Raw genomic sequence first — 24,778 nt, 5'->3', positions numbered from 1 at the left:
AACGGCGAGACGACCCGCGACGCCGCAGACAGCTACGTACGCGGCGCCGCAAAGCGCAACGACGAGCAACCCCGACGGCGGGAAAGCCAGGTACGTGGGAGGCCAGCCAAGCGCAGCGCCCCGCGGCGCAGCAGACAGGTACGTGGTCAGGAATAGAAGAGCCGCTCCACGACGCTACGTGCCCGGCGTGTGATGCGGCGGTAGTCGTCGATCATTTCGCCGCTGCGGCCGGAGACCTCGTTGCCGCGGCCGTTTTCGGTGGGGCGGCGGCTGAGGCCGTCCTCGTAGCCGAGGTAGCGGCCGACCGCGGCCAGTTCCCGGCCGTCGACCGGGAACGTGTCGCCGGGGCGGCCGCGTACGAGCATCACCGCGTTGCGGACCCGGGCCGCCAGGACCCACGCCTCGTCCAGTATCTGGGCGTCCTCCGTGGCGATCAGCCCGGCCGCGTGCGCGGCGGACAGGGCCTCGCGGGTGCGGGTGGTGCGCAGGCCGGGGATCTCCCAGCCGTGCTGCATCTGGAGCAGCTGGACCGTCCACTCGACGTCGCTCAGGCCGCCGCGGCCCAGCTTGGCATGGGTGGTGGGGTCCGCGCCGCGGGGCAGCCGTTCGGACTCCATCCGGGCCTTGAGCTTGCGGATCTCGCGCACCGCCTCGTCGCCCAGGCCCTCGGCCGGGTAGCGCAGCGGGTCGATCAGCTCGATGAAGCGCTGCCCGAGGTCGGGGTCGCCGGCGACCGGTTCGGCGCGCAGCAGGGCCTGTGCCTCCCAGACCAGTGACCAGCGCCGGTAGTAGGCCGCGTACGAGGCGAGGGTGCGCACCAGCGGGCCGGTCCGGCCCTCCGGGCGGAGGTCCGCGTCGATCAGCAACGGCGGGTCGGAGGACGGGAGTTGGAGCAGCCGGCGCATTTCGTTGGCGACCGCGTGGGCGGCCTTGGCGGCCTCCTGTTCGTCGGCTCCCTCGCGGGGTTCGTGGACGAAGAGGACGTCGGCGTCCGAGCCGTAGCTCAGCTCGTGGCCGCCGAAGCGGCCCATGCCGATCACCGCGAAGCGGGTGGGCAGAGTGTCGCCCCACTGCGCGCGGACCGCGGCGCGCAGCGCACCGGCGAGAGTGGCGGCGTTGAGGTCGGAGAGCGCGGCGCCGACCGTGTCCACGGAGTGGCCGTGGTCGGTGTCGGCGGGGCTGAACTCCGTGCCGTACGCGCCGATGACGTCGGACGCGGCGGTGCGGAACATCTCCCGGCGGCGGACCCCGCGGGCCGCCGCGACGGCCGCCTCCGCGCCGTCCGCGCGGCCGACCGCGGCCAGCACCTCCTGTTCCAGGGCGGCGCGGCTGCGGGGCTGGAGGCCGTCCGGGGCGCCGAGGAGGGCCACCGCCTCGGGGGCGCGGAGGAGCAGGTCGGGGGCGAGGCGGCCGGCGGAGAGCACCCGGGCGAGGTTCTCGGCGGCCGCGCCCTCGTCGCGCAGCAGCCGGAGGTACCAGGGGGTCTTGCCGAGCGCGTCGGAGACCTTGCGGAAGTTGAGCAGCCCGGCGTCCGGGTCGGCGGAGTCCGCGAACCAGGCGAGCAGCACCGGGAGCAAGGTCCGCTGGATGGCGGCCTTACGGGTTACGCCGGACGCCAGCGCCTCCAGGTGGCGCAGTGCGGCCACCGGGTCGGCGTAGCCGAGCGCTTCGAGGCGGTGACCGGCGGCCTTGGCCGAGAGCCGGGCCTCGCCGGGTTCGAGGTGGGCGACGGCATCGAGCAGGGGGCGGTAGAAGAGCTTCTCATGCAGTCGGCGCACCTCCCTGGCGTGCCATCTCCACTCCCTGCGGAGGGTGTCGACCGGCTCGGTCCGCAGTCCCAACGAGCGTGCCAGGCGGCGCAGTTCGGCCTCGTCCTCGGGCATCAGGTGGGTGCGGCGGAGGCGGAACAGCTGGATGCGGTGTTCGAGGGTGCGCAGGAAGCGGTAGGCGGCGTCCAGGGCGGCGGCGTCCTGACGTCCCACGTAGCCGCCGGCCGCGAGGGCGGCCAGGGCGTCCAGGGTGGTGGCGCTGCGCAGGGTGGCGTCGCTGCGGCCGTGCACCAACTGGAGGAGCTGGACGGCGAATTCGACGTCGCGCAGACCGCCGGGGCCGAGTTTGAGTTCGCGTTCGATCTGCGCCGCGGGGATGTTCTCGACGACCCTGCGGCGCATCTGGCGGACGTCGGAGACGAAGTTGTCCCGTTCGGCCACCTCCCACACCATCGGGGCGAGCGCGTCGACGTACTCCTGGCCCAGGCCGAGGTCGCCGGCCATCGGGCGGGCCTTGAGCAGTGCCTGGAACTCCCAGGTCTTGGCCCAGCGCTGGTAGTAGGCGAGGTGGCTGCTGAGGGTGCGCACCAGGGGCCCGTTGCGGCCTTCGGGGCGCAGGTTGGCGTCGACCGGCCAGATCGTGCCCTCGACGGTGTTGTCCGAGCACAGCTGCATCATGCGGGCGGCGATCCGGGTCGCGGCCTGCAGTGCCTTGGCCTCGTCGACGCCGTCCTTGGCCTCGGCGACGAAGATGACGTCGACGTCGGAGACGTAGTTCAGTTCCCGGCCACCGCATTTGCCCATGCCGATGACGGCCAGCCGGCACACCGCGGCGTCGCCGGGCGCCTCTTCGTAGGAGATCTGCAGGGCGGCGCGGACGGTGGCGGTGGCCAGGTCGGCGAGTTCCGCCGCGGCCTCGGCGACGTCCGTCGTGCCGCACACGTCGCGGGCCGCGATGCCGAGGAGGGCCCGGCGGTAGGCGGCGCGCAGCGCGTCGGCGCGGGGCCGGCCCTCGCCCTGCTCGCCCCAGATGCCCTCGGCGAGCGCCTGCTCGAACTCGGGGGTGGTCGGGTGCAGATCGACCGACTCGTAGGTGACCAGCGACCGCCAGTCGCGGGGGTGGCGGGCGAGGTGGTCGGCGAGCGCCTCGGAGGCGCCCAGGACGCCGAGCAGCCGGTCGCGCAGCGGTTTCGCGGCGACGAGGGTGCTCAGCAGCGCCTGCTGCTCGTCCTCCGGCAGCGCCTCCACCAGCCGGACCAGGCCCCGCAGGGCCAGGTCGGGGTCGGCGGTGCCGCCGAATGCCTCCAGGAGGACCGAGTCGTCGCGGACGGCTGCGAGTTCGGGGGCGTCGAGCAGTTCCCCGGCCGCCGAGGGGTCGGTGAAGCCGTGTCTCAGCAGCCGGCCGAACGTGCTGCTGCGCCGTCCCTGCGGAGCGGGTAGTGCCATGGTCCAGCCTCTCGGTGGCGCGGTGGCTCAGAGCACGGGCAGCATCTTGCGCAGCTCGAAGGCGGTGACCTCGGAGCGGTACTCCTCCCACTCCTGCTTCTTGTTGCGGAGGAAGAAGTCGAAGACGTGCTCACCGAGGGTTTCGGCGACGAGTTCGCTGCGTTCCATGAGCTCGATGGCCTCGCCGAGGTTCTGCGGCAGCGGCTCGATGCCCATCGCCCGGCGCTCGGAGTCGGTCAGCGCCCAGACGTCGTCGTCGGCGCCGGCGGGCAGCTCGTAGCCCTCCTCGATGCCCTTGAGGCCGGCGGCGAGCAGGACGGCGTAGGTGAGGTAGGGGTTGGCGCCGGAGTCGATCGAGCGGACCTCGACCCGGGTGGAGCCCATCTTGCCGGGCTTGTACATCGGGACGCGGATCAGGGCGGAGCGGTTGTTGTGGCCCCAGCAGATGTACGAGGGTGCTTCGCCGCCGGCGCCCGCGGTGCGGTTGGCGCCGCCCCAGATGCGCTTGTAGGAGTTCACCCACTGGTTGGTGACGGCGGAGATCTCGCCGGCGTGCTTGAGCAGGCCGGCGATGAACGAGCGTCCCACCTTGGAGAGTTGGTACTCCGAGCCGGACTCGTGGAAGGCGTTGCGGTCGCCCTCGAAGAGGGAGAGGTGGGTGTGCATGCCGGAGCCGGGGTACTCGGAGAACGGCTTGGGCATGAACGTCGCCTGGACGCCCTGCTCCAGCGCGACCTGCTTCATGACCAGCCGGAAGGTCATGATGTTGTCGGCGGTGGAGAGCGCGTCGGCGTACCGCAGGTCGATCTCCTGCTGGCCGGGGGCGCCCTCGTGGTGGCTGAACTCCACCGAGATGCCCATCGACTCCAGCATGGTGATCGCCTGGCGGCGGAAGTCCATGCCGACGTTCTGCGGGGTGTGGTCGAAGTAGCCGGAGGAGTCGCCGGGGATCGGCCGGGAGCCATCGACGGGCTTGTCCTTGAGCAGGAAGAACTCGATCTCGGGGTGGGTGTAGAAGGTGAAGCCGAGGTCGGAGGTCTTCGCCAGGATCCGCTTGAGGACGTACCGGGGGTCGGCGTACGAGGGCGAGCCGTCCGGCATGAGGATGTCGCAGAACATCCGGGCGGTGCCGGGGGCCTCGGCGCGCCAGGGCAGGATCTGGAAGGTGCCGGGGTCGGGCTTGGCGATCATGTCGGATTCGTACACCCGGGCGAATCCTTCGATGGCCGAGCCGTCGAAACCGATGCCCTCGTCAAAGGCCTGCTCCAGCTCGGCGGGCGCGACGGCCACCGACTTCAGGAATCCGAGCACATCGGTGAACCACAGCCGGACGAAGCGGATGTCGCGCTCTTCCAGCGTCCGGAGCACAAACTCCTGCTGCTTGTCCATGGGTCACCAATCCTTGCAGGTCAATCGGCCTGTCCACGTACGTCGAACGACGCGCGTGGCAACCAGTATCACGTGAGGGGGTTACCGTCACATTACGCACCCTTGGCCTGAACCAGAACCGTCGACCCGTAACCCCCGCTCCGCTTCCTTCCCGCATCCTTTCCCGCAGCGAGCAAGCTCAGCGCAGCCGGCGGCGGCAATCGGCCCGCTTGGTCCACTCTTGAAGCCGCCCTGAGGGGCCGTTGACCAGCTGTTGAGCGGGGCGTTCCGCGCCGGTCGCCGACGGTTGCCGGGTGGTGACCGGGCGGGGGCGGCGGGTGCCGTACGGGGCTACGCGAGCGGGGCGGCGTCCCGGCCGGTGCCGGTGAGGTCCAGGACCGCGTGGACCACGGATTCCGGGACGTCGGCCATCACCAGGTGGCCCGCGGGCGCGGCGAGGGCGAACCGCCCGCCGAGCTCCGCGGCCAGTGCCCGCTGCCGCTCCAGCCAGCGCAGCCGGCCGGCGGTCTCGCTGCCGTCGTAGGCCGCCAGGACCGTCACCGGGACGGACGGCATCGGGCGGTCCCGGCGCAGCGCGGCGAGTTCGGCGGCCTGGTAGGGGTAGGTGGCGTTCTCCAGGACGCAGGCCCGGGCGACCCGGCTGGTGCGGTAGCCGGCCCGCTCCCAGGGGTGCGGCGGATGGCTGCCGACCGTCGAGGCGCGGCCCACCAGGCGGCGGGCGGCCGGGCCCAGGACGCGCGGCAGACCGGCCGCGGACAGCGCCCCGGCCACCCCGCCCGCCCAGGCCGTCCGCACCGCCCGCGGCAGCAGGGGTCGCGGGTTCTCCTCGATGCTGCCGTCGACGAGGACGACTCCGGCGCAGCGCTCCGGGTGCAGCCGGGCGAACGCCTCGACGTGGAACCCGGCGAGGGAGTGGCCGACGACGGTGGCCGGGCCGCGGTGGCCGAGCGCGTCGAGGAGCCGGGCGATCCGGTCCGCCTCGGCGGCCAGGGTGGGCGGCGCGGGCGCCTGGGCGCTGAGCCCGAGGCCGGGGCGGTCGAAGCGGACGACGGTGCGGTGGGGGGCGAGCAGCGCGGCGACCGCGTCCCAGTCGAACCACGCCATGCCGAGGCCGCCGCTGAGCACGCAGAGCGGGCCGGAGCCCTCCGTCACGACGTGCAGCGGGACCCCGTCGACGCGCACGAACCGGCCGGGGGTGGGGAGGCGGTGGCTGCTCATCGGTGGGGGATCTCCTGTACCGGTCACGGACATCCAGGCGCTCGGGCGGACCCGGCCGGCCGTACGGGGTTCCCGGCCGCGCCGGACGTGCCCAGGGGCCGCCGGTGGGGCGGGAAGGCCAAGGATAGGCGGGCGACGCCCCGTTCGGCGGCGCTCCGGTGGAGGGTCATACCCCTCGGGGGTAGGGTGCGAACCGGCGGCCCCCTCCGGTGTCCGCCGTCCTCGTCGGGAGGTCCGCGATGCGTGCACAGGGCACGGCCGCCGCCGCGTGGTGCGGCCGGCTGCCGTGGTGCACGGGGACGGTACGCGCGGGTCTGCTGCCCGGCCGGTGGCCGATATCCGCGCCGCCGCGCCCCATATTCCTCGCCCCCTCGTCGGTGCCGCGCGCCCGGTAGCGCGCCCCGCCGCCGACGTCCCCGGGAGTCCGCGGCGGAACCCCGTCAGCCGACCCGCAGCCGACCTTGCTCACACCGACACCGTTTCGAGGTGCTCTCTTCCATGCGCGATTCGCAGCGCCCTGCCCTGCACGATGACCCGTCCGGTGACCCGTCGGAACGCCCGTCGGAACGCCCGTCGGGCGGCCTCTGGGAAGGCCCGTCAAAAGGCCCGTCAAACGGACGGCCGGAAGACCGGTCCGATGCGCCGGACGACGCTCGGCCCGCCGGCCCGCGGACGCCCTCGCGACGCGCCCTGCTCGGCGCGGGGGCCGCGGTCGCCGGCAGCGGGCTGCTGGCCGCCTGCGGCACGCCGGACACGGGCTCCGGCCCGGACCTCAAGGCCGGTCTGTACGGCTCCCACCCCTCCCGCCGCCCCCACACGTCCCCGAGCGCGCACGGCTCCCACGGCTTGCACGGCGCGGCCGGCAGCCCGGCACCTCATAGCACCCACAAGGACCATGACGCGCACGGCTCCCACGGCACGCATGACACCCACGATTCCCCTGGCACGCACGGCTCCCACGGCGGTGGTGGTTCCGGCGGGAGGCCCCCGCGGGGCTATGTCACCCCGGACGGCCCCGAGGTGGCCAAGTGCGAGCGCGAGCGCGGCACGGGACCCGTCCGGCACTTCACCCTGACCGCCGCCGCGACCCGGCTCGACCTGGGCGGCGGCCGGACCGTCAGGACCTGGGCGTACGGCGACGAACTGCCGGGCAAGGAGATCCGGGTCACCGCGGGCGAGCGGATCGCGCTGACCCTCCACAACCACCTGCCGCAGTCCACCACCGTCCACTGGCACGGGCTGCACGTGCGCAACGACATGGACGGCGTCCCGGACCTCACCCAGCGGGCCATCCGGCCCGGCGGCTCCTACGACTACCACTTCAAGGTCAACCAGCCCGGTACGCACTGGCTGCATCCGCACGTCGGCGTGCAGTTGGACCGCGGGCTGTACGCGCCGCTGATCGTCGAGGACCCCAGGGAGCCGCTCTCGTACGACCGGGAATGGGTCGTCCTGATCGACGACTGGATCGACGGGATCGACGGCCGCACCCCGGACGCCGTACTGGCCGCCTTCCTGAAGCGCGCGGGCCGGCACGGCGGGGGCATGGGCCACATGGGCATGGACATGGGTGACGACGGGAAGGGCGGCGGCGGGACCGCCACCCGGCACGGCCACGACGGGCACGGGCACGGCAAGGGCGACCACGGGCACGGCGGCGGGCGCGGCCGCGGGCATGGGCACGAGCACGGCTCGGCGCGGCGGCTGTTCGGCGGGCACCGGCGGCTCTGGGGCGACCCGGGCTCGGTGGACCACCCGTTCCACCTCATCAACGGCCGTACCGCCCGGCATCCGCACACCTTCCGCGCCCGGCCCGGCGACCGGATCCGGATCCGGTTCATCAACGCGGCCGGGGACACGTCCTACCGGGTCGCGCTCGGCGGCCACCGGATGACCGTGACCCACACCGACGGCTACCCCGTACGGCACGCCAAGACGGACGCGCTGCTGCTCGGGGTGGGCGAGCGCTACGACGTCCTGGTCACCGCCGAGGACGGCGTCTTCCCGCTGACCGCGCTCGCCGAGGGCAAGCGGAACCGTTCCGCGCTGGCGGTGCTGCGGACCGGGCATGGCGCCGCGCCCGGCCCGTCCGACCGGCCCGGGGAGCTGCGCGGCAGGCTGATGACCGCGGACCGCCTCAAGGCGGCCGCCTCCGCACGGCTCTCGTCGCGCCGCCCCGACCGCGTCATCGACATGACCCTCACCGGCAACATGGCCCGGTACAACTGGGCGATCAACGGCCGGCCGTACTCCCCGTACCAGCGCTATCCCGTGCGGTCCGGTGAGCGGGTGCGGATCGTCTTCCGCAACCACACCCGGATGTGGCATCCGATGCATCTGCACGGGCACCACTTCACGCTGCCGCACGGCGGGCCCCGGAAGGACACCACGATCATGCTGCCGGGACGGCGGTTGGCGGTCGATTTCGACGCCGACAATCCGGGCCTGTGGATGGTCCACTGCCACAACATCTACCACTCGGAGTCGGGGATGATGACGATCCTGGGCTACCGCTCGTAGGGGACGGACGGGCGGCCGGCGCCCTCCCCGGACGCCGGCCCGGGCCCGGACCCGGCCCTCCGCCTCTCCCCCGCATCGCACTCTCCCCCATTGCGTCAGAAAGACGATTACACTGGCGGGGTGCCTCAACTCCGCCTCGCCCTCAATCAGATCGATTCCTGCGTCGGGGACCTCGCGCAGAACGCCGAGACGATCGTGCGCTGGACCCGGCACTCCGCCGACCAGGGCGCCCATCTCGTGGCGTTCCCCGAGATGGCGCTCACCGGCTATCCCGTCGAGGACCTCGCGCTGCGCCCGTCGTTCGTCGAGGCGAGCCGGGCCGCGCTGCGGGCGCTGGCCGCCCGGCTGGCCGACGAGGGCCTGGGCGAACTCCCCGTCGTCGTCGGCTATCTCGACCGCTGCGAGCAGGACCGGCCGCGCTACGGACGCCCGGCCGGCGCGCCGCAGAACGCCGCCGCGGTGCTGCACCGCGGCACGGTCGCGCTCTCCTTCGCCAAGCACCACCTGCCCAACTACGGCGTCTTCGACGAGTTCCGCTACTTCGTGCCCGGCGACACCCTGCCCGTCGTCCGGCTGCACGGCATCGACATCGCGCTGGCCATCTGCGAGGACCTGTGGCAGGACGGCGGCCGGGTGCCGGCGACCCGCAGTGCCGGGGCCGGGCTGCTGCTGTCCATCAACGCCTCCCCGTACGAGCGGGACAAGGACGACACCCGTCTGGAGCTGGTCGGCAAGCGGGCGCAGGAGGCCGGCTGCGCCACGGCCTACCTCGCCATGATCGGCGCTCAGGACGAGCTGGTCTTCGACGGCGACTCGATCGTGGTGGACAAGGACGGCGGGGTGATCGCGCGGGCGCCGCAGTTCGCGGAGGGCTGTGTGCTGGTCGACCTGGACCTGCCCGCGGCGGCGCCGGAACCGCCGGCCGGTGTCCTGGACGACGGACTGCGCGTGGACCACCTCGTGCTCTCCGCCGACCCGTTGCCGGCGTATCCGCCGGAGAGCCCCGGCGGGGAGGCCGAACGCCTCGTCGACCTGGAGGAGATCTACACCGCGCTGGTCGTCGGCCTGCGCGCGTACGTCGCCAAGAACGGCTTCCGAAGCGTCGTGGTCGGTCTCTCCGGGGGCATCGACTCGGCCCTCGTCGCCACGATCGCCTGTGACGCGCTGGGCGCCGCGCAGGTGCACGCGGTGGCGATGCCGTCGCGCTACTCCTCCGAGCACTCGCTCAGCGACGCGGCCGAACTCGCCCGCCGGACCGGCCTGGCGTTCCGTACGGTCCCGATCGGGCCGATGTTCGACGCCTACATGGACTCGCTCGGTCTGACCGGTCTCGCGGAGGAGAACCTCCAGTCCCGGCTGCGCGGTACGACCCTGATGGGGATCTCCAACCAGGAGGGCCACCTGGTCCTCGCCCCCGGCAACAAGTCCGAGCTGGCCTGCGGCTATTCGACGCTCTACGGGGACTCGGTGGGCGGCTACGGCCCCATCAAGGACGTCTACAAGTCCGTGGTCTACGAGCTGGCCCGCTGGCGCAACCAGGCCGCCGCGGACCGCGGCCGGACCCCGCCGATCCCGGAGCACACCCTCACCAAGCCGCCGAGCGCGGAGCTCCGCCCCGGCCAGGTCGACACCGACTCGCTGCCCGACTACGACGTGCTGGACGGGATCCTGGAGCTCTACGTCGACCGGGACCGCGGCCACGCCGACATCGTCGCCCAGGGCTACGACGCCGCGCTGGTCACCCGGGTCCTGCGGATGGTCGACCACGCCGAGTACAAGCGCCGGCAGTACCCGCCGGGCCCCAAGATTTCCGCGAAGGGCTTCGGCAAGGACCGCCGGCTGCCGATCACCAACCACTGGCGCGAGGGCCCCTGAGGGCCCTGGGGCGTCTGCCCCGGGGCGGCCGGCCGGTCGCGGGGTGCCGGCCGGTTACGACCCGCCGCCGGTCCGGGCGCCCGCTTCGGCCGGGGCCGGGGCGTCGTCGCTGCGGGCCACGATGCGCGAGGGGTCGTGCGGGGCCCGGTCCAGCAGGCCGGCGGTCACCGCGACGGCCAGGCCGAGGGCGGCCAGCACGGCGCCGACCAGCGCCGGGGAGGTCCAGCCCCAGCCGGCCGAGAGGGCCAGCCCGCCGATCCAGGCGCCGCCCGCGTTGGCGAGGTTGAAGGCGGACTGGTTGGAGGCGGCGGCCAGGGTGGGGGCCTGGTGGGCCTTGTTCATGACCAGCATCTGCAGGGGCGTGGTGGTCAGGAAGCCGATCGCGCCTACGAGGACGACGGTGACCATGGCGGCCCACGCCACCGGGGCGGCGAAGTGCAGGGCCATAAGGACCAGGGCCAGCCCCGCCAGGGAGCCGTAGAGGGTGGGGCGCAGCGCGCGGTCGGTGAGCGGGCCGGCGGCGAGCGCGCCGAGGGTCATGCCGATGCCGAAGAGGGCGAGCACGAGGGGGACCGAGCTCTCGGCGAGGCCGGTGACCCGGGTCATCATCGACGCCAGGTAGCTGTAGACGGCGAAGATGCCGGCGAAGCCGAAGACCGTGGTCAGCAGGCCGAGGAGCACCTGGCGGTCGCCGAGCGCGCGCAGTTCGCGGGCCAGGCCGGTGCGTTCCTCCGCGGGCAGCGGCGGGATCAGCCGGGCCAGCGAGGCCATGGCGATCAGTCCGATCGCGGCCACGATGAGGAAGGTGGCGCGCCAGCCGAGCCGCTGGCCGAGGAGGGTGGCGGCGGGCACGCCGACGATGTTGGCGATGGTCAGGCCGAGGAACATGGTGGCGACCGCGCGGGCCTGGCGGCCTTCGCGGACCAGCCGGGCGGCGACCACCGCACCGACGCCGAAGAAGGCGCCGTGCGGGAGGCCGGCCAGCAGCCGGCCGGCGATCAGCCACCCGAAGTTCGGGGCCAGGGCGGAGGCCAGGTTGCCGACCGTGAAGACCGCCATGAGCCAGACGAGCATCCGCTTGCGGGGGATGCGGGACCCGAGGGCGGTCAGCAGCGGGGCGCCGATGCCGACGCCGAGGGCGTAGGCGGAGACGAGGTAGCCGGCGGTGGGCACCGAGGTGCCCAGGTCGTCCGCGACATCGGGCAGCAGGCCCATCATCACGAATTCCGTGGTGCCGATACCAAAGGCCGAGATCGCGAGCGCGAGCAGAGCCAAGGGCATGGAAAACCTTTCGGGGACGCGTTCCGTACGTGCGGGCAGAGACGTGGTCGTGCGTCCTGCCGGGCCGGCAGGACGCACGGGACTCCCACGTTCTCTTAAGTTCCCTTACGGAACAAAGTCTCCCAGGCGCAGTATTCCAGCGGGGGAACGGGACGTTACGGGGCCGCGTCCGCCCGTCACACCTTGACCGAGGCGGCGACCGGGAGGTGGTCACTGCCGGTCGAGGGCATCACCCACGCCCTGACCGGGTCCATGCCCTTCATCATGATCTGGTCGATCCGGGCCATCGGGAAGCCGGCCGGCCAGCTGAAGCCGAAGCCGTCGCCGGCGGCGCCCTGGGCGGAGCGCATCTGCGAGGTGACCGGGGCCAGCGAGCGGTCGTTCATGGTGCCGTTGAGGTCGCCGAGCAGCATGACCTTCTTGACCGGGTCGGCGGCGATCGCCTCGCCCAGCGCCTCGGCGCTGCCGTCGCGCTGGTTGGCGGTGAAGCCGGCCTCGACCTTGACCCGGACCGACGGCAGGTGGGCCACGTAGACGCCGAACTGCTGGCCGTCGGTGGCGGTGACGGTGGCACGCAGCGCGCGGGTCCAGCCCATCTTGATGTCCACCGGCCTGGCGTCGCTCAGCGGCAGCTTGCTCCACAGACCGACCGTGCCCTGCACGGTGTGGTACGGGTACGCCTTCGCCAGCCCCTTGCGGTACGTGGGCAGGGCGTCGCCGGTCAGCTCCTCCAGGGCGACGACGTCCGCGCCGGAGTGCACGATGTCCCGGGCGGTGGCCGCCGGGTCGGGGTTGTCGGCGTTGACGTTGTGGGTGACGACGGTGACGTTGCCGCCGGTGCCGGCCTTGTCCGTGAGCTGCCCGGCGAACAGGTTGACCCAGACGAAGGCCGGCAGGACCAGCGCGATCAGGGCGGTCGCGGAGCGGCGCAGGACCGCGGCGAGCAGCAGCAGCGGGATGCCCAGGCCGAGCCACGGCAGGAAGGTCTCCAGCAGGCTGCCCAGGTTTCCGACGTCGTTGGGGACCCGGGCGTGCAGGATCATCAGCAGCCCGAGCACCACCGCCAGCACCGCCAGCACGATGCCGCGCCGCCACATCCCGTCGGGACGCCACCAGTTCCGCAGGCGTCCGGCCCGGGAACCGGCCCCTTCGGGACCCCGCCCCTGCTCCGGCTCCGTCATGTATGCCTGCGCCATTCCGCCGTCCTCACTGCCTTGCTCCGGTGCTGTCACCCGTGATCACCGACCCTAGGTGATGGCCGTAACGCGGTTTCTTAGATTCGCGCCGGGCCGTGCCGCGCGCTCTTCGGAGGTGAGGACGGCGGTGTTGCCGGGTGGGGTTCCGGTCAGGGCGTCCGTGACAACGGCTGTGACAGAACGGGCATGGTCCGGTCATATGACGCCGGGTGCGCGGGCCCGGGCGGGCCCGGCGGGCGCTCAGCCCGCCGCGGCCCGGGGGCGGGGCCGCACGCCGTCGAGGACCGTGTCGACGATGTCCTCGGCCAGCCCCTCGGGGAGGTCCTTCCACTGGTGGAGGAAGGCCCGGGCCAGCATCGGGCCGACGAAGAGGTCGGCGAGGGTGTCCACGGGGCGGTCGGTGCGGATCTCGCCGTTGGCCATCCCCCGACGGAGTACGGCGAGCAGCGCCTCGTTGCGGGCCCGGACGACCGAGCGGTGGTACTCCTCCCACAGCTCCGGGTGCGCCTGGACGTGGCTGACGACGGTGCGCAGCAGCGCGGAGTCCCGTTTGGCCAGGCCGCGGCGGCGGAGGAATTCCAGCAGGGACACCAGGTCGTCGCGGACCGAGTCGCCGTCGAGGGGCGGGAGCGGGGCGTCCAGGGACCGCATGACGTCCAGCATCAGGGCGTCCTTGCCGGACCAGCGGCGGTAGACCGTGGCCTTGCCGACGCCGGCCTCGCGGGCGATCCCTTCCATGGACAGCTCGCCCATGGACGCCCCGTTCTCGATCAGGCGGAGCACCGCCTCGATGATCGCGGAGTCGGCCGCGGCGCTGCGCGGCCGGCCGCGGCGCTCCGGTGCCACCGGCTCCGGCCCCGCCCCGGCCACCGCCGCCTCGGGATCCCGTGCCGCCCGGCTCATCGCGCTGCGCCCGCCTTCCGTTCGCCCTGCGGCTCCGCGGACTGCGGCGCCGGTCCCTTCTTGCCCGGCAGGAAGGCCAGCACGACCAGGGCGCCGACGGCCGACACGGTGGCCGACCCGAGGGCGGTGACGTGCATGGCGTGGACGAAGGCGTCGTTCGCGGCGACGACCAGCGGCCGGCCCGGAGCGCCCATCCGGTCCGCGAGACCGAGGGTGGCCTCGATCGACTCACCGGCCGCGTGCCGGGCGCCGGCCGACAGTCCGGGCACGGCGTCGAGGACACCCTGGATGCGGTCCCGGTAGCTCGTGGACAGCAGCGAACCCAGGACGGCCACGCCGAGAGTGCCGCCGACCTGCCGGAACACGTTGTTGAGCGCCGAACCGGAACCGGCCTTCTCGCGGGGCAGCGACTGCATGATCGAGACGGTGACCGGCGGCATGATGTGCGCCATGCCGGCGCCCTGGAGGAAGAACAGCGCCTCCATGACCCAGATCGGGGTGTCGGTGTCCAGCAGCAGCAGGCCCAGCATGGTGTCGGCCACCACGAACATGCTGAAGGTGCACACCGCGCGGGCGCCGTAGCGGTCCACGGCCAGCCGGGCCCGCGGCGCGAAGATCATCTGGGCGGCGGCCAGCGGCAGGAGCAGCAGGCCGGCCTGGAGCGGGGTGTAGCCGCGCACGCTCTGCACGTAGAAGACGATGAAGAACGTGACGCCCATCAGGGAGAAGAAGACCAGGGCGATGGCGGCGATCGCGGCGGAGAACGCGGGCTTGCGGAAGTAGTTGATGTCGATCGAGGGGTGGTCGCTGCGCTTCTGGTGCACGACGAACCCGGTGAGCACCACCAGGCCGGCCACGACCGTGCCGATCACCTGCGGTTCGGTGAAGTCGGCGAGCTGGCCGCCCTTGATGATCCCGTAGACCAGCAGGACCAGCCCGACGACGGAGAGCAGCACGCCGACCGGGTCCAGCCGGCCGGGGCTGGGATCCCTGGAGTCGGGCACCAGGATCAGCATGGCGGTCAGCGCGATCAGCACGATGGGCACGTTGACCAGGAACACCGAGCCCCACCAGAACTGGTTCAGCAGCAGCCCGCCGGCGATCGGGCCAATCGCGATGGCCAGGCCCACCCCGCCGGCCCAGATGCCGATCGCCTTGGGCTGCTCGTCGCGCTCGAAGACGTTCATCAGGACGGCGAGGGTGGCCGGCATGACGAAGGCACCGCCCAGGCCCATGAGGGCGCGGAAGGCGATCAGCTGGGTCGGCGAGCCGGCGAACGCGGCGAGCACCGAGCCGGTGCCGAACACCGCCAGGCCGAAGAGCAGCGTCTTCTTGCGGCCGATCCGGTCGCCGAGCAGACCGGCGGTGAAGAGCAGCCCGGCGAAGACCAGCGTGTAGGAGTTGATCGCCCATTCCAGTTCGCTCTGGGTGGCGCCCAGGCCGTGCGGGGCCGGCGTGGCGATCGTCTTCATGGCGACGTTGAGGATGGAGTTGTCCAGCACCACGATCAGCAGGCTGAGCATGAGGGCGGACAGGATCGCCCAGCGGCGCCGGTGCACCCGGTCGGGGACCTGCCGGGCGGGCGGGCCGGCCGGTGCGGTCGGTGGGGTCGAGGAGGTGGCCATGCCGACACCCTACGCTTTTCGATACGAGTCCGTTCCGTATTGATGAACCGCGCCCGGTTTTCCCGGCCGGGCGACCGTACGTCCCACTCTCCCGCGGTTGTGGCGTTCCGGCTTCCGCTGCGCCCTCCCTTTTCCTTTGCCGCGCGGTCGTGCCAGCATGGTGGGGAGTCCGGGGACACCGTCAGGGTGCCTCGAGATGACGAACAGGAGCCGTCACCATGACGCAGCCTTCGCCTGCCCAGAAGCCGGTGCCCAAGTCCCTGTACGGCGGTACGAGCTCGCGCCGGATCACCGTGCGTGACATCGCCGCCGCCAAGGAGCGCGGCGAGAAGTGGCCGATGCTCACTGCCTACGACGCGATGACCGCCTCCGTCTTCGACGAGGCCGGGATCCCGGTCCTGCTCGTAGGCGACTCGATGGGCAACTGTCACCTCGGTTACGAGTCCACCGTGCCGGTCACGATGGACGAGATCACGATCCTGTCCGCAGCGGTCGTCCGGGGGACCAAGCGGTCCCTCGTCGTCGCGGACCTGCCGTTCGGCTCGTACCAGGAAGGGCCGGTCCAGGCCCTGCGCAACGCCACCCGGCTGGTGAAGGAGGCCGGGGTCGGCGCGGTCAAGCTGGAGGGCGGTGAGCGCTCCGCGGAGCAGGTGGAACTGCTGGTCTCCTCCGGCATCCCGGTGATGGCACACGTCGGGCTGACCCCGCAGTCGGTACACGCCTTCGGCGGCTACCCGGTCCAGGGCCGCGGCGAGGAGGCCGCCCAGCAGCTGCTGCGGGACGCCAAGTCGGTGCAGGACGCGGGGGCGTTCGCGGTGGTCCTGGAGGCGGTCCCCGCCGAACTGGCCGCCGAGGTCACCCGCTCGCTGCACATCCCGACCGTCGGCATCGGCGCGGGCCTGGAGTGCGACGCGCAGGTCCTGGTGTGGACCGACATGGCCGGAATGACCTCCGGCCGGGTACCGAAGTTCGTCAAGAAGTACCTCGAAATGCGCGAACTGCTCGGCGGCGCGGCCAAGGCCTTCGCCGAGGAGGTCGTGGGGGGCACGTTCCCTGCTCCGCAGCACACGTTCCACTAGGGCCTGTCCGGCGGATCATGTGACCGTCGAAATGTCGGCTCGTTGTTCCCGGCATGGGGCGGGGTGATCTGACGAATGCCAATTGGGTCCGACTGGAGCCGCACCTGCCGGCGTCGGGACAGCGTGGCGGTCGGTGGAACGACCACCACAAGGTGATCAACGGGATCCTGTTCCGGGTCCGAACGGGCATACCGTGGCGAGACCTTCCCGAGCGTTTCGGTAGCTGGAAGACCATCTATGAACGACATCGGCGCTGGTCAGCGGAGGGCACGTGGGACCGGATCCTGCGTGCCCTCCAGGCCGACGCCGACCTCGCGTGCCGGATCGACTGGAGCATGGTTGGCGTCGACTCGACGTCCTCCCGTGCCCATCAGCACGCGGCCGGGGCCCGATAGAAGAAGCCACGCGTCCCGAAAAAAGAACAACGCCCCGGCACCACCGCCCCGACGAAGGACTCGGACGGTCCCGGGGCGGTCTGACCTGCAAGATCCACCTCGCAGGTGAAGGCGGCTGCCGCCCTCTTGCGTTCCTGATCACGCCCGGCCAGTGGGGCGACGCACCACAGATGATCGAGGTCCTCGAACGTATCCGCGTTCCCCGCCCGAAGGGCGGACGGCCTCGCACGCGGCCGGACTACCTCGGCGGCGACAAGGCATACAGCTCACGCCGCAACCGCTGCTACCTGCGAAGACGCCAGATCAAGCACACCATCCCCGAACCGAAGGACCAGCGGGCCAACCGCAAACGGCGCGGCAGCAAGGGCGGCCGGCCCATCGGCTTCGACAGCGAGATCTACAAACGCCGCAACGAGGTCGAGCGCACCATCAATCGGCTCAAGAACTCCCGAGCCGTCGCCACCCGCTACGACAAGCGGGCTTACGTCGTCCACGGCACCGTCACCACCGCGGCAATCCGCCTATGGCTCCGCTTGTGATCCGCGAGAGACATGGTGGTTCTAGAGTCACCCCGTGGACGTCAATAGCTGGTTCGAGGTCGAGATCCCGGAGGAGTACGGCGAGGAGCCCTGGGACTTCGGCGAGGCCGAACTCACCTTCCTGGCAGCCTTGCGAGCCCGGACCGCTGATTGGCGGGTGCCGTGGGCTCCCAGCCAGGTCGGACGACCCGAAGACGAGTCGTCGTTCCTCGTCTATATCAGCCTTCTCGATGAGGCGCGCCGACTAGTGCTTGCCCAGTGGGCCGTGCACTTTTACGGCACACACGTGGTGGCTGGGAAGGCCTGCGACCAGTTCTTCAACCTTCACGAGTCGCCGGAGCATGGCTTCTTCCGGGCCTCCGGCACGGTCGAGGAGCTCGCGGAACGGTGCGCCGACTGGTTCGAGAGCCTGTTGAGCCGCCCTATCGTCCGTGTCGAATGGCCGTGCGAGGACAGGAAGCATGCGACCCGCTGGGAGTTCGCCGACACAGGCGAGGTCCTGGCAGCGCGCGGCTCCATCCCCGCCGACGGCTCATCCCCGCCCCACCGCCGCCTGGTCCGACCCTGATCCGCCGGACAGGCCCTAGTCGCCCACGTAGTTGGCTTTCCCGCCGCGGGGGTTTCTCGCCGTTGCGCTTTGCGGCGCCGCGTACGTTGCTGGCCGTCCCGCCGCGGTTGTTGTTCGCCGTTGCGCCTGCGGCGGGCTGGGTTTGTGGTGGGACAGACAGCCACGTGCGGGGCGCCGCAAAGCGCAACGGCGAGACGACCCGCGGCGGGACAGCCAAGTACGTGGGAGGCACCCCTGTAGGCCGAATGTCGGTGCGTTGTCGGTGGCCCCTGGCACCGTTGACGGTATGACGCGACAGACGATGACCACCAAGGGCGGCAACGCCGTGGAGGTGCGCGGTCTGGTCAAGCACTTCGGCGACGTCAAGGCCGTCGACGGAGTGGACCTGGACGTGAAGGAAGGCACCGTACTCGGCGTGCTCGGCCCCAACGGGGCCGGCAAGACCACGCTCGTGCGCTGCCTGTCCACCCTCCTTGTGCCGGACGCCGGCCGTGCCGTGGTGGCGGGCTACGACGTGGTGCGCCAGCCCCGCGCGCTGCGCCGCACGATCGGCCTGACCGGGCAGTACGCCTCGGTCGACGAGAAGCTCTCCGGCTGGGAGAACCTCTACATGATCGGGCGGTTGCTCGACCTCTCCCGCAAGGACGCCCGCGCCCGTGCGGACGAGATGCTGGAGCGGTTCTCGCTGACCGAGGCCGCCAAGCGGCCCGCCGCCAAGTACTCCGGCGGTATGCGCCGCCGGCTGGACCTCGCCGCCTCGATGATCGGCCGTCCGGCCGTGCTCTATCTGGACGAGCCGACCACCGGCCTGGACCCCCGCACCCGCAACGAGGTGTGGGAGGAGGTCCAGCGGATGGTCCGCGAGGGCGCCACGGTCCTGCTGACCACGCAATACATGGAAGAGGCCGAGCAGTTGGCGGACGAGCTGACGGTCATCGACCGCGGCCGGGTGATCGCCGAGGGCCGGGTCGACGAGCTCAAAGCCAAGGTCGGCGGGCGGACCCTGCAGATCCGGCCGGCCGACCCCGGTGAGCTCGACCGGATGGTCGGCGCGATCGCCCAGGCGGGGCTGGACGGCATCGCGGGCGCGACGGCTGACCACGACGGGGGTGTGGTCAACGTACCGATCGTCAGCGACGAGCAGCTGACCGCGGTGGTCGCGGTGCTCGGCGGCCGCGGCTTCGCGCTCGCCGGGATATCGACCCATCTGCCCAGCCTGGACGAGGTGTTCCTGGCCATCACGGGCCAGAAGACCTCCGGCGCACCGGAGTCGCACGACCTGACGGAAGACCAGCAGTACGCGGAGGTATCGGCATGACTGCCGCGACGATGACGGCGCCGCTCACCAAGCCCGGCGCGAACGAGGGCCGGATCGGGCTGCGCGGCAACCTGCGGCACATCGGTGCCCTGGTGCGGCGCAACGCCCTGCAGATCAAGCAGGACCCGGAGTCGATGTTCGACGTCCTGCTGATGCCGGTCATCTTCATCCTGCTGTTCACCTACGTCTTCGGCGGCGCGATAGCCGGCAAGGACCATCAGGCCGACTACATCCAGCGGCTGGTGCCCGGCATGATGGCGATGATGGGCATGAACATCGCCATGGCGGTCGGCTCCGGCGTCAACGAGGACTTCCGCAAGGGCGTGATGGACCGCTTTCGGACGATGCCCATCGCCCGTTCCTCGGTCCTGATAGCCAAGATCGTCGTGGAGATCGGCCGGATGCTGGTCGCCATCGCGATCCTGCTCGGCATGGGCTTCCTGCTCGGCTTCGAAATCCGCGGCAGTGCTCTGGAGTTCCTCGCCGCGGTCGCGCTGTCCACGGCCTTCGGGGCGGCACTGATGTGGATCTTCATCCTGTTGGGGCTCTCGGTGAAGACCCCTCAAGCGGTGCAGGGCATGGCGATGCTCGTGCTGATGCCGCTGCAGTTCGGCTCGTCGATCTTCGCCCCGCCGACCTCGATGCCCGGCTGGCTGGAGGGCTTCACCAAGGTCAACCCGCTCTCCACGCTGGCGGACGCGGCCCGTGCACTGCTCAACGGCGAGGGCGCGGTGGCGCACCCGGCGCTGATCACCCTCGGCTGGACGGTGGCCATCACGGCCGTCGCCATGCCGCTCGCGGTGGCGAAGTTCCGCAAGAAGACCTGACGCACGCCCCGCAGGGGCCTTCCCTGCGGGGCAACAGCCTCCGCCCGGCTCGCGTCAGATGAGGGCGGTGGCCTCTTCCAGGGAGAGGCCACCGCCTTCGGCGTAGGCACGCGCATAGGCGTCGTCGCTCAGCAGCTTCCGCGCCGCCTCCTCGGTGCGCGCCCGCTCGTCGCGGATGACCAGGGTCGGCACATGACCGATGGCCCGCAGCGCGTCGTACGCCCCGATCAGCCGCGCCGCGTCCCGGCCCGCCGCCTCGCCCCTTACGGCCATCAGCACCCGCGCGCCGGTCAGGAGCTGGATCACCGGCAGGTCGGGGGCGACCATCTGGGTCAGCTCGTCCTGCATCAGCGCAAGGGCCTTCCTGAAGCGCGGCAGCGCCCCCTCGGTGCGGCCCTCCTGGAGGTCCAGCGAGATCAGCGAGGACTCCACCACGCCGGCGAACAGATCCGGGGCGCGCGGCACGAACAGCTCCTGCACCATGTGGAGTTCGGCCCGCGCCTCCTGCGGCCGCCCGCTCACCGACAGCCACATGGCGAGGGTCAGCCGGGCGAACGGCTCGGTGTCCCGGCCGCTGCTGCCCTTCGCGGCCTCGGCCAGCACCTCACGCAGCATCCGCTCCCCGGGCTCCGCCTGGCCGGCCTCGATCAGCACGGCACCCAGCCGGCAGCGCAGCAGCAGGGTCTGGGCGTGCGCACCCAGCTCCTCGGCGTGCACCATCGCCGCGCGGTAGTCGCGCGCCGCCAGTTCGTACGCCCCCCGCTTCTCGTGGGACTCGCCGCGCCCGGACAGCGCCTCGGCCGCGCCCCAGGCGTCGCCGGCGGCGCGGAATATCCGCAGCGCCTCGTCGGCGTCGCGGGACGCCTGGGCCAGTCCGCCGGGCCGGTCGTTGAAGATCTTGGAGCGCATCTGCAGGAGGTAGGCCAGCTCCCATTCGTAGCCGTAACCGCGGCAGGCCGCCACCGCGCCGTCGATCAGCTCCGCCAGCTCGTCGAACCGCCCGGTGAGCAGCACCGCGAAGTACCACATCACACCGGGCACCTTGCAGGTCTGCGGCAGCCTGGGGTGGTAGGCGGCGAGCATCCCGGCCAGCTCCCGTTGCATCTCCGGGTCGCGCAGCGCCTCGATGTCGCTGTCCCGGCTGGTCAGCGCCACCAGGCGGACCTCGCGGCGGGCCTCGGCCAGCTGCTCGGGGGACATCGGCGGCGGGGCGTCGATGGGGCGCCGGTGCAATGGGGGGGCCGGTTCGACGGGAGTCAGAAAGGGGTTGGGGCCGAGCTCGCCGGCCGCGGTGGCCCAGTGGCGGGCGTCGCTGCGGTGGTCGCGCAGCGACCAGAACCACTGCAGGGACAGCACCAGGCACAGCGCCTCGTGTTCGTCCCCGGCCGCGATCGCCCGGCGCAGCGCGGTGCGCAGGTTGTCGTGCTCCAGCTCCAGCCGCTCCATGGCCGCGCCCTGGCCGGGGCCGCGCAGCAACGGGTCGGTGGTGCGGGCCAGTTCGCGGTAGGCGACGAGGTGCCGGCGCTCGGCACCGGCCCGCTCGCCCGCCTCGTCCAGCCGCTCCGCGGCGTACTCCCCCACCGTCTCCAGCAGCCGGTAGCGCATCTGGCTGGCGGGGAGAGCCTCCCCGGAGCGGCCGACGCCGCGCCCCTGGTCGGCCGGCGCGGCCACCACCAGCGACTTGTCGATCAGCGACCCCAGCAGCCCGGCGACCTCGTACTCCTCGACGCCGTCGCCCGCGCACACCTCCTCCGCGGCGGCCAGGTCGCAGCCGCCGGCGAAGACGGACAGCCGCCGAAGCACCGCCCGTTCGGGCTCGTCGGTGAGGTCCCAGGACCAGTCGACGACCGCGCGCAGGGTCTGCTGGCGGGGCAGCACGGTCCGGCTGCCGCTGGTCAGCAGCCGGAAGCGGTCGTCGAGCCGGTCGGCCAGCTGGCGGGGGGTGAGCAGCCGGAGCCGGGCGGCGGCGAGTTCGATGGCGAGTGGCAGACCGTCCAGCCGGCGGCAGATCTCGGTGCAGGCGGCGACATCGTCGTCGATCCGGAAGCCGGGGCGGGCGGCGGCGCCCCGGTCGGCCAGCAGCCGCAGCGCGACCGGGTCCGGGAGCGGCTCGACCGGCCGCAGCACCTCGCCCGGTACGGCCAGCGGCTCGCGGCTGGTGGCCAGGACAGTGACGCCCGGGCAGTCGGCCAGCAGCCGCTCGGCGAGCGCGGCGGCGGCACCGATCACATGCTCGCAGTTGTCCAGGACCAGCAGCATCCGGAGTCCCGCGCAGTGCTCGGCGAGCCGGCCGAGCGGGTCCAGGGCGGTCGGGTCGGCGGCGGCCCGCAGGCCCTCGGCGGTGGTGCCGCGGACGACGGTCTCGCGGGCGCCCAGCGCGGTCAGTACCGCCTCCGGCACGGTCTGTGGATCGTCCACCGGCGCCAGCTCCGCCAGCCACACGCCGTGCGGCCAGGCCCCCGGCCGGGCCGCGGCGGCGCTCTCCGCGCCCTCCTGCGACAGCCGGGTCTTGCCCGCCCCGCCCGGGCCCAGCAGGGTCACCAGCCGGTGTTCGGCCAGATCGGACCGGATCGCCGCGAGATCGGCGTCCCGGCCGACGAACGAGGTGAGCCGGGCACGGAGGTTGCCGGGGCCGCGCCCGGCGGGCCGGGACGGCGGCACCGGGGCCTCCGCCACGGCCGCGACCGGCCCGTCCGCGCCGAGCCGCAGCAGCTCCGCGTGCAGGGCCCGCAGCTCCGGGCCCGGGTCGGCGCCGAGGCGGTCGGCGAGGCCGGTGCGTATCTCCTCGTAGGCGGCCAGGGCCTCCGCGGTACGTCCCGCGGCGCGCAGCGCCCGCAGCCGCAGGGCCTGGAGGGGCTCGTCGAGGGGGTGCTCCCGGCACAGCGCGAGCAGGGCGGGCAGCGCCCGGTCGGCCCGGCCGAGGGCGAGGTCGGCGGCGAGGCGGGTGCGCTGGGCGTCCAGCCGGCGGCTGTCCGCGCGGGCCGCCTCGGTACCCGCGTCCGGCAGGTCGGCGAGGGCCGGGCCGCGCCACAGCGCCAGCGCCTCGTCCAGCAGGTCGGCGGCCCGGCCCGGATCGGCGTCGGCGAGCGCCCGGCCGCCGTCCGCGGTGAGCCGCTCGAAGCGGTGCAGATCGACCGCGTCGGGCTCGGCGCACAGCCGGTAGCCGCCGTCGACCGAGGCGATCGCGGCGTGCCCGAGGGCCCGCCGCAGCCGTCCGACCAGCGCCTGCAGCGCACCGGGTGCGTCGGCGGGCGGATCCATGCCCCAGACGTCGGCGATCAGCGCCTCGGACGGCAGCGCCCGGCCCGGACGCAGGGCGAGGGCAGTGAGCAGCGCGCGCAGGCGGGCGCCGCCGAGGGCCACGGGGGTGCCGTCGGGTCGGTCGGCCTGGGCGGTGCCGAGAATTCCATAGCGCACCGGCCCATTGTCGTTCAGGGTGGCGGCCGCTTTGCACCGAGTTTCCGTTCCGGGCGACGACCGGTGGCGGCGGCACCCGTGCGCGGTCCGCCCCGACGCGGTTACGGTCGGGGCTGCCCCTGCCGAGACCGTCCCCGGGAGCCCGCACCATGACCACCGCCATCCGGCGCGCCGACCGGCGCATCAGCCCGGTCTTCCTCGCGCTCGTCGCCGTCCTCGCGGTGTCGGGCTGGGCCGTATGGAAGGGAACGCTCGGCACGCACACCGGAGTCGCGGTCTTCGCGTTCGTCACGTCCGGCTGGCTGGCCTCGCTCTGTCTGCACGAGTACGCACACGCCCGTACCGCGCTGCACAGCGGCGACATCTCGGTGGAGGCCAAGGGCTATCTCACCCTGAACCCCCTCAAATACACCCATGTCCTGCTCAGCATCATCCTGCCGCTGATCTTCCTGATCGTGAACGGCATCGGCCTGCCGGGCGGCGCGGTCTACATCGAGGACGCCCGCATCCGCGGCCGCTGGCGGCACAGCCTGATCTCGGCGGCCGGCCCCCTGACCAACGCCGCCTTCGCGGTGGTCTGCACGGCCCCGTTCTGGCTGGACGGACTCACCGGCGTCCCCGCCGCGTTCCGCTTCGCCCTGGCGTTCCTCGCGCTGCTCCAGGTAACCGCGACGATCCTGAACTTCCTGCCGGTCCCCGGCCTGGACGGCTACGGCGTGCTCAAGCCCTGGCTGCCACCGGCCCTGCGCCGCCAGATCGAGCCGTACGCGGTCTTCGGCCTGCTCGCGGTCTTCGCCCTGCTGTGGCTCCCCGAGGTCAACCAGGCCTTCTTCGGCCTGGTGGACACGGTCCTGAACGGCCTGGGCGTCTCCCGCCCCGACACCTACTTCGGCCAGGAACTCTTCCGCTTCTGGCAGGGCCCGCAGTTCCCCTGACTCAGCCGGAGGTCGCGGCCTGCTGCTCCCGCTCGATCTTCGCCTTGCGCACGTAGAACCACGCCATGTTGCTGGAAATACCGGCCAGCAACACCCACACGATCCCCACGAAGCTGCCCTCCACGAAGGAAACGACGGCAGCGGCAACGGCAAGAACACACACGGCAAGGGCCATGAGAGCGAGGCGGGGCATGAGATCGGCTCCTGTCGGGGGTAACGGTTCCTTCTAGTGTCCCCCACGTACCCATCTGTCCCGCCGCGGGGCTCGCGCTTGGGGGTGCCTCGTACGTACCCGTCTCTCCCGCCGTCGGGGTTGCTCGCCGTTGCGCTTTGCGGCGCCCCGCACGTAGCTGTCTGTCCCGCCGCGGGTGTTGTTCGTCGTTGCGCCTGCGGCGGGCTGGGTGGGTGTCGGGTGCGGTGACGGGCCTGCGGGGCCGGTGTTTGGGACTGCTGTCGCTTTACGTCCCAAACACCGGCC

General features: G+C 72.5%; 18 protein-coding genes. 9 read left to right on the top strand and 9 right to left on the bottom strand.

Features of this window, described 5'->3' with window-relative positions; translation table 11 throughout:
* Positions 1-146: 146 nt before the first annotated feature.
* From IG62_RS0137495 to IG62_RS0137485, 3 genes are all read right to left on the bottom strand, one after another.
* Positions 147-3,215, bottom strand: coding sequence for a bifunctional [glutamine synthetase] adenylyltransferase/[glutamine synthetase]-adenylyl-L-tyrosine phosphorylase (locus IG62_RS0137495; protein WP_030814463.1), 3,069 nt, complete (start codon positions 3,213-3,215; stop codon positions 147-149).
* A 27-nt stretch (positions 3,216-3,242) separates the two neighbouring features.
* Entirely contained in the window at positions 3,243-4,604 is a 1,362-nt protein-coding gene (gene glnA / locus IG62_RS0137490; protein ID WP_030416878.1) for a type I glutamate--ammonia ligase, read from the bottom strand.
* Positions 4,605-4,934: 330 nt separating this feature from the next.
* Positions 4,935-5,822: an alpha/beta fold hydrolase gene (locus IG62_RS0137485; protein WP_030814459.1), complete on the bottom strand. Its 888-nt coding sequence runs from the start codon at positions 5,820-5,822 to the stop codon at positions 4,935-4,937.
* 239 nt (positions 5,823-6,061) lie between these two features.
* Here IG62_RS0137485 and IG62_RS47535 point away from each other — a divergent pair, with 239 nt between their 5' ends.
* The 3 genes from IG62_RS47535 to IG62_RS0137475 all read left to right on the top strand — a co-directional run bounded on the left by IG62_RS47535 (position 6,062) and on the right by IG62_RS0137475 (position 10,217).
* Positions 6,062-6,217, top strand: a complete 156-nt coding sequence (locus IG62_RS47535; RefSeq protein WP_158795174.1) for a hypothetical protein — start codon at positions 6,062-6,064, stop codon at positions 6,215-6,217.
* A gap of 103 nt (positions 6,218-6,320) precedes the next feature.
* Positions 6,321-8,342 (top strand): multicopper oxidase domain-containing protein, encoded by a 2,022-nt coding sequence (locus tag IG62_RS0137480; protein ID WP_078872484.1) that lies wholly within the window; start codon positions 6,321-6,323, stop codon positions 8,340-8,342.
* A gap of 120 nt (positions 8,343-8,462) precedes the next feature.
* Complete coding sequence (locus IG62_RS0137475; protein ID WP_030814453.1) at positions 8,463-10,217, top strand: NAD+ synthase; 1,755 nt, start codon at positions 8,463-8,465, stop codon at positions 10,215-10,217.
* Positions 10,218-10,271: 54 nt separating this feature from the next.
* Here IG62_RS0137475 and IG62_RS0137470 read toward each other — a convergent pair whose 3' ends face one another.
* From IG62_RS0137470 to IG62_RS0137455, 4 genes are all read right to left on the bottom strand, one after another.
* A complete protein-coding gene (locus tag IG62_RS0137470) occupies positions 10,272-11,498 on the bottom strand; it encodes an MFS transporter (RefSeq protein WP_030814450.1) in 1,227 nt (408 codons plus the stop codon).
* A gap of 176 nt (positions 11,499-11,674) precedes the next feature.
* Positions 11,675-12,679: an endonuclease/exonuclease/phosphatase family protein gene (locus IG62_RS0137465; protein ID WP_063755428.1), complete on the bottom strand. Its 1,005-nt coding sequence runs from the start codon at positions 12,677-12,679 to the stop codon at positions 11,675-11,677.
* 255 nt (positions 12,680-12,934) lie between these two features.
* A complete protein-coding gene (locus IG62_RS0137460; RefSeq protein ID WP_030814444.1) occupies positions 12,935-13,597 on the bottom strand; it encodes a TetR/AcrR family transcriptional regulator in 663 nt (220 codons plus the stop codon).
* Positions 13,594-15,222: an MFS transporter gene (locus IG62_RS0137455; protein ID WP_030814441.1), complete on the bottom strand. Its 1,629-nt coding sequence runs from the start codon at positions 15,220-15,222 to the stop codon at positions 13,594-13,596. The genes IG62_RS0137460 and IG62_RS0137455 overlap by 4 nt, the downstream gene beginning before the upstream one ends.
* Positions 15,223-15,440: 218 nt before the next feature.
* Between IG62_RS0137455 and panB the strand changes: the two genes are divergently transcribed.
* The 5 genes from panB (at position 15,441) to IG62_RS0137425 (ending at position 19,948) form a co-directional block, all read left to right on the top strand.
* Positions 15,441-16,301, top strand: a complete 861-nt coding sequence (panB, locus tag IG62_RS0137450; protein ID WP_030814438.1) for a 3-methyl-2-oxobutanoate hydroxymethyltransferase — start codon at positions 15,441-15,443, stop codon at positions 16,299-16,301.
* Between the two features lie 53 nt (positions 16,302-16,354).
* Positions 16,355-17,235, top strand: a protein-coding gene (locus IG62_RS45730; RefSeq protein ID WP_420711173.1) for an IS5 family transposase whose coding sequence is annotated in 2 segments (ribosomal slippage) — positions 16,355-16,691 and positions 16,691-17,235 — 882 coding nt in all. Because the reading frame shifts where the segments join, the coding sequence is not laid out codon by codon here.
* Between the two features lie 34 nt (positions 17,236-17,269).
* Positions 17,270-17,803, top strand: coding sequence for a hypothetical protein (locus IG62_RS0137435; RefSeq protein ID WP_030814429.1), 534 nt, complete (start codon positions 17,270-17,272; stop codon positions 17,801-17,803).
* Positions 17,804-18,089: 286 nt separating this feature from the next.
* Positions 18,090-19,121 carry an ATP-binding cassette domain-containing protein gene (locus tag IG62_RS0137430; RefSeq protein ID WP_030814427.1) on the top strand — a complete coding sequence of 344 codons (1,032 nt, stop codon included), beginning with the start codon at positions 18,090-18,092 and terminating at the stop codon, positions 19,119-19,121.
* A complete protein-coding gene (locus IG62_RS0137425) occupies positions 19,118-19,948 on the top strand; it encodes an ABC transporter permease (RefSeq protein ID WP_030814424.1) in 831 nt (276 codons plus the stop codon). The genes IG62_RS0137430 and IG62_RS0137425 overlap by 4 nt, the downstream gene beginning before the upstream one ends.
* Before the next feature lie 54 nt (positions 19,949-20,002).
* On the opposite strand, the gene IG62_RS0137420 is transcribed toward IG62_RS0137425, so the two are convergent.
* Entirely contained in the window at positions 20,003-23,365 is a 3,363-nt protein-coding gene (locus IG62_RS0137420) for a BTAD domain-containing putative transcriptional regulator (protein WP_030814421.1), read from the bottom strand.
* Positions 23,366-23,514: 149 nt separating this feature from the next.
* Between IG62_RS0137420 and IG62_RS0137415 the strand changes: the two genes are divergently transcribed.
* The gene (locus tag IG62_RS0137415; protein WP_030814418.1) at positions 23,515-24,300 is read left to right on the top strand and encodes a site-2 protease family protein; all 786 of its coding nucleotides are present in this window, start codon (positions 23,515-23,517) and stop codon (positions 24,298-24,300) included.
* A gap of 1 nt (position 24,301) precedes the next feature.
* Here IG62_RS0137415 and IG62_RS0137410 read toward each other — a convergent pair whose 3' ends face one another.
* Entirely contained in the window at positions 24,302-24,493 is a 192-nt protein-coding gene (locus tag IG62_RS0137410; RefSeq protein ID WP_030814415.1) for a hypothetical protein, read from the bottom strand.
* Positions 24,494-24,778: the final 285 nt, after the last annotated feature.

The sequence above is a fragment of the Streptomyces sp. NRRL S-337 genome (assembly GCF_000720175.1).
GTDB classification, from domain to species: domain Bacteria; phylum Actinomycetota; class Actinomycetes; order Streptomycetales; family Streptomycetaceae; genus Streptomyces; species Streptomyces siderophoricus.
The sequence above is the reverse complement of the archived record's forward strand: the minus strand, read 5'-3'. Positions and strand labels throughout refer to the sequence as shown.

Bases quoted from the DNA above. Each gene is read 5' to 3' on its own strand.
- IG62_RS0137495 (WP_030814463.1), bottom strand. From the start codon at position 3,215: ATGGCACTACCCGCTCCGCAGGGACGGCGCAGCAGCACGTTCGGCCGG.
- glnA (WP_030416878.1), bottom strand. From the start codon at position 4,604: ATGGACAAGCAGCAGGAGTTTGTGCTCCGGACGCTGGAAGAGCGCGAC.
- IG62_RS0137485 (WP_030814459.1), bottom strand. From the start codon at position 5,822: ATGAGCAGCCACCGCCTCCCCACCCCCGGCCGGTTCGTGCGCGTCGAC.
- IG62_RS47535 (WP_158795174.1), top strand. From the start codon at position 6,062: ATGCGTGCACAGGGCACGGCCGCCGCCGCGTGGTGCGGCCGGCTGCCG.
- IG62_RS0137480 (WP_078872484.1), top strand. From the start codon at position 6,321: ATGCGCGATTCGCAGCGCCCTGCCCTGCACGATGACCCGTCCGGTGAC.
- IG62_RS0137470 (WP_030814450.1), bottom strand. From the start codon at position 11,498: ATGCCCTTGGCTCTGCTCGCGCTCGCGATCTCGGCCTTTGGTATCGGC.
- IG62_RS0137465 (WP_063755428.1), bottom strand. From the start codon at position 12,679: ATGACGGAGCCGGAGCAGGGGCGGGGTCCCGAAGGGGCCGGTTCCCGG.
- IG62_RS0137460 (WP_030814444.1), bottom strand. From the start codon at position 13,597: ATGAGCCGGGCGGCACGGGATCCCGAGGCGGCGGTGGCCGGGGCGGGG.
- IG62_RS0137455 (WP_030814441.1), bottom strand. From the start codon at position 15,222: ATGGCCACCTCCTCGACCCCACCGACCGCACCGGCCGGCCCGCCCGCC.
- panB (WP_030814438.1), top strand. From the start codon at position 15,441: ATGACGCAGCCTTCGCCTGCCCAGAAGCCGGTGCCCAAGTCCCTGTAC.
- IG62_RS0137430 (WP_030814427.1), top strand. From the start codon at position 18,090: ATGACGCGACAGACGATGACCACCAAGGGCGGCAACGCCGTGGAGGTG.
- IG62_RS0137425 (WP_030814424.1), top strand. From the start codon at position 19,118: ATGACTGCCGCGACGATGACGGCGCCGCTCACCAAGCCCGGCGCGAAC.
- IG62_RS0137415 (WP_030814418.1), top strand. From the start codon at position 23,515: ATGACCACCGCCATCCGGCGCGCCGACCGGCGCATCAGCCCGGTCTTC.
- IG62_RS0137410 (WP_030814415.1), bottom strand. From the start codon at position 24,493: ATGCCCCGCCTCGCTCTCATGGCCCTTGCCGTGTGTGTTCTTGCCGTT.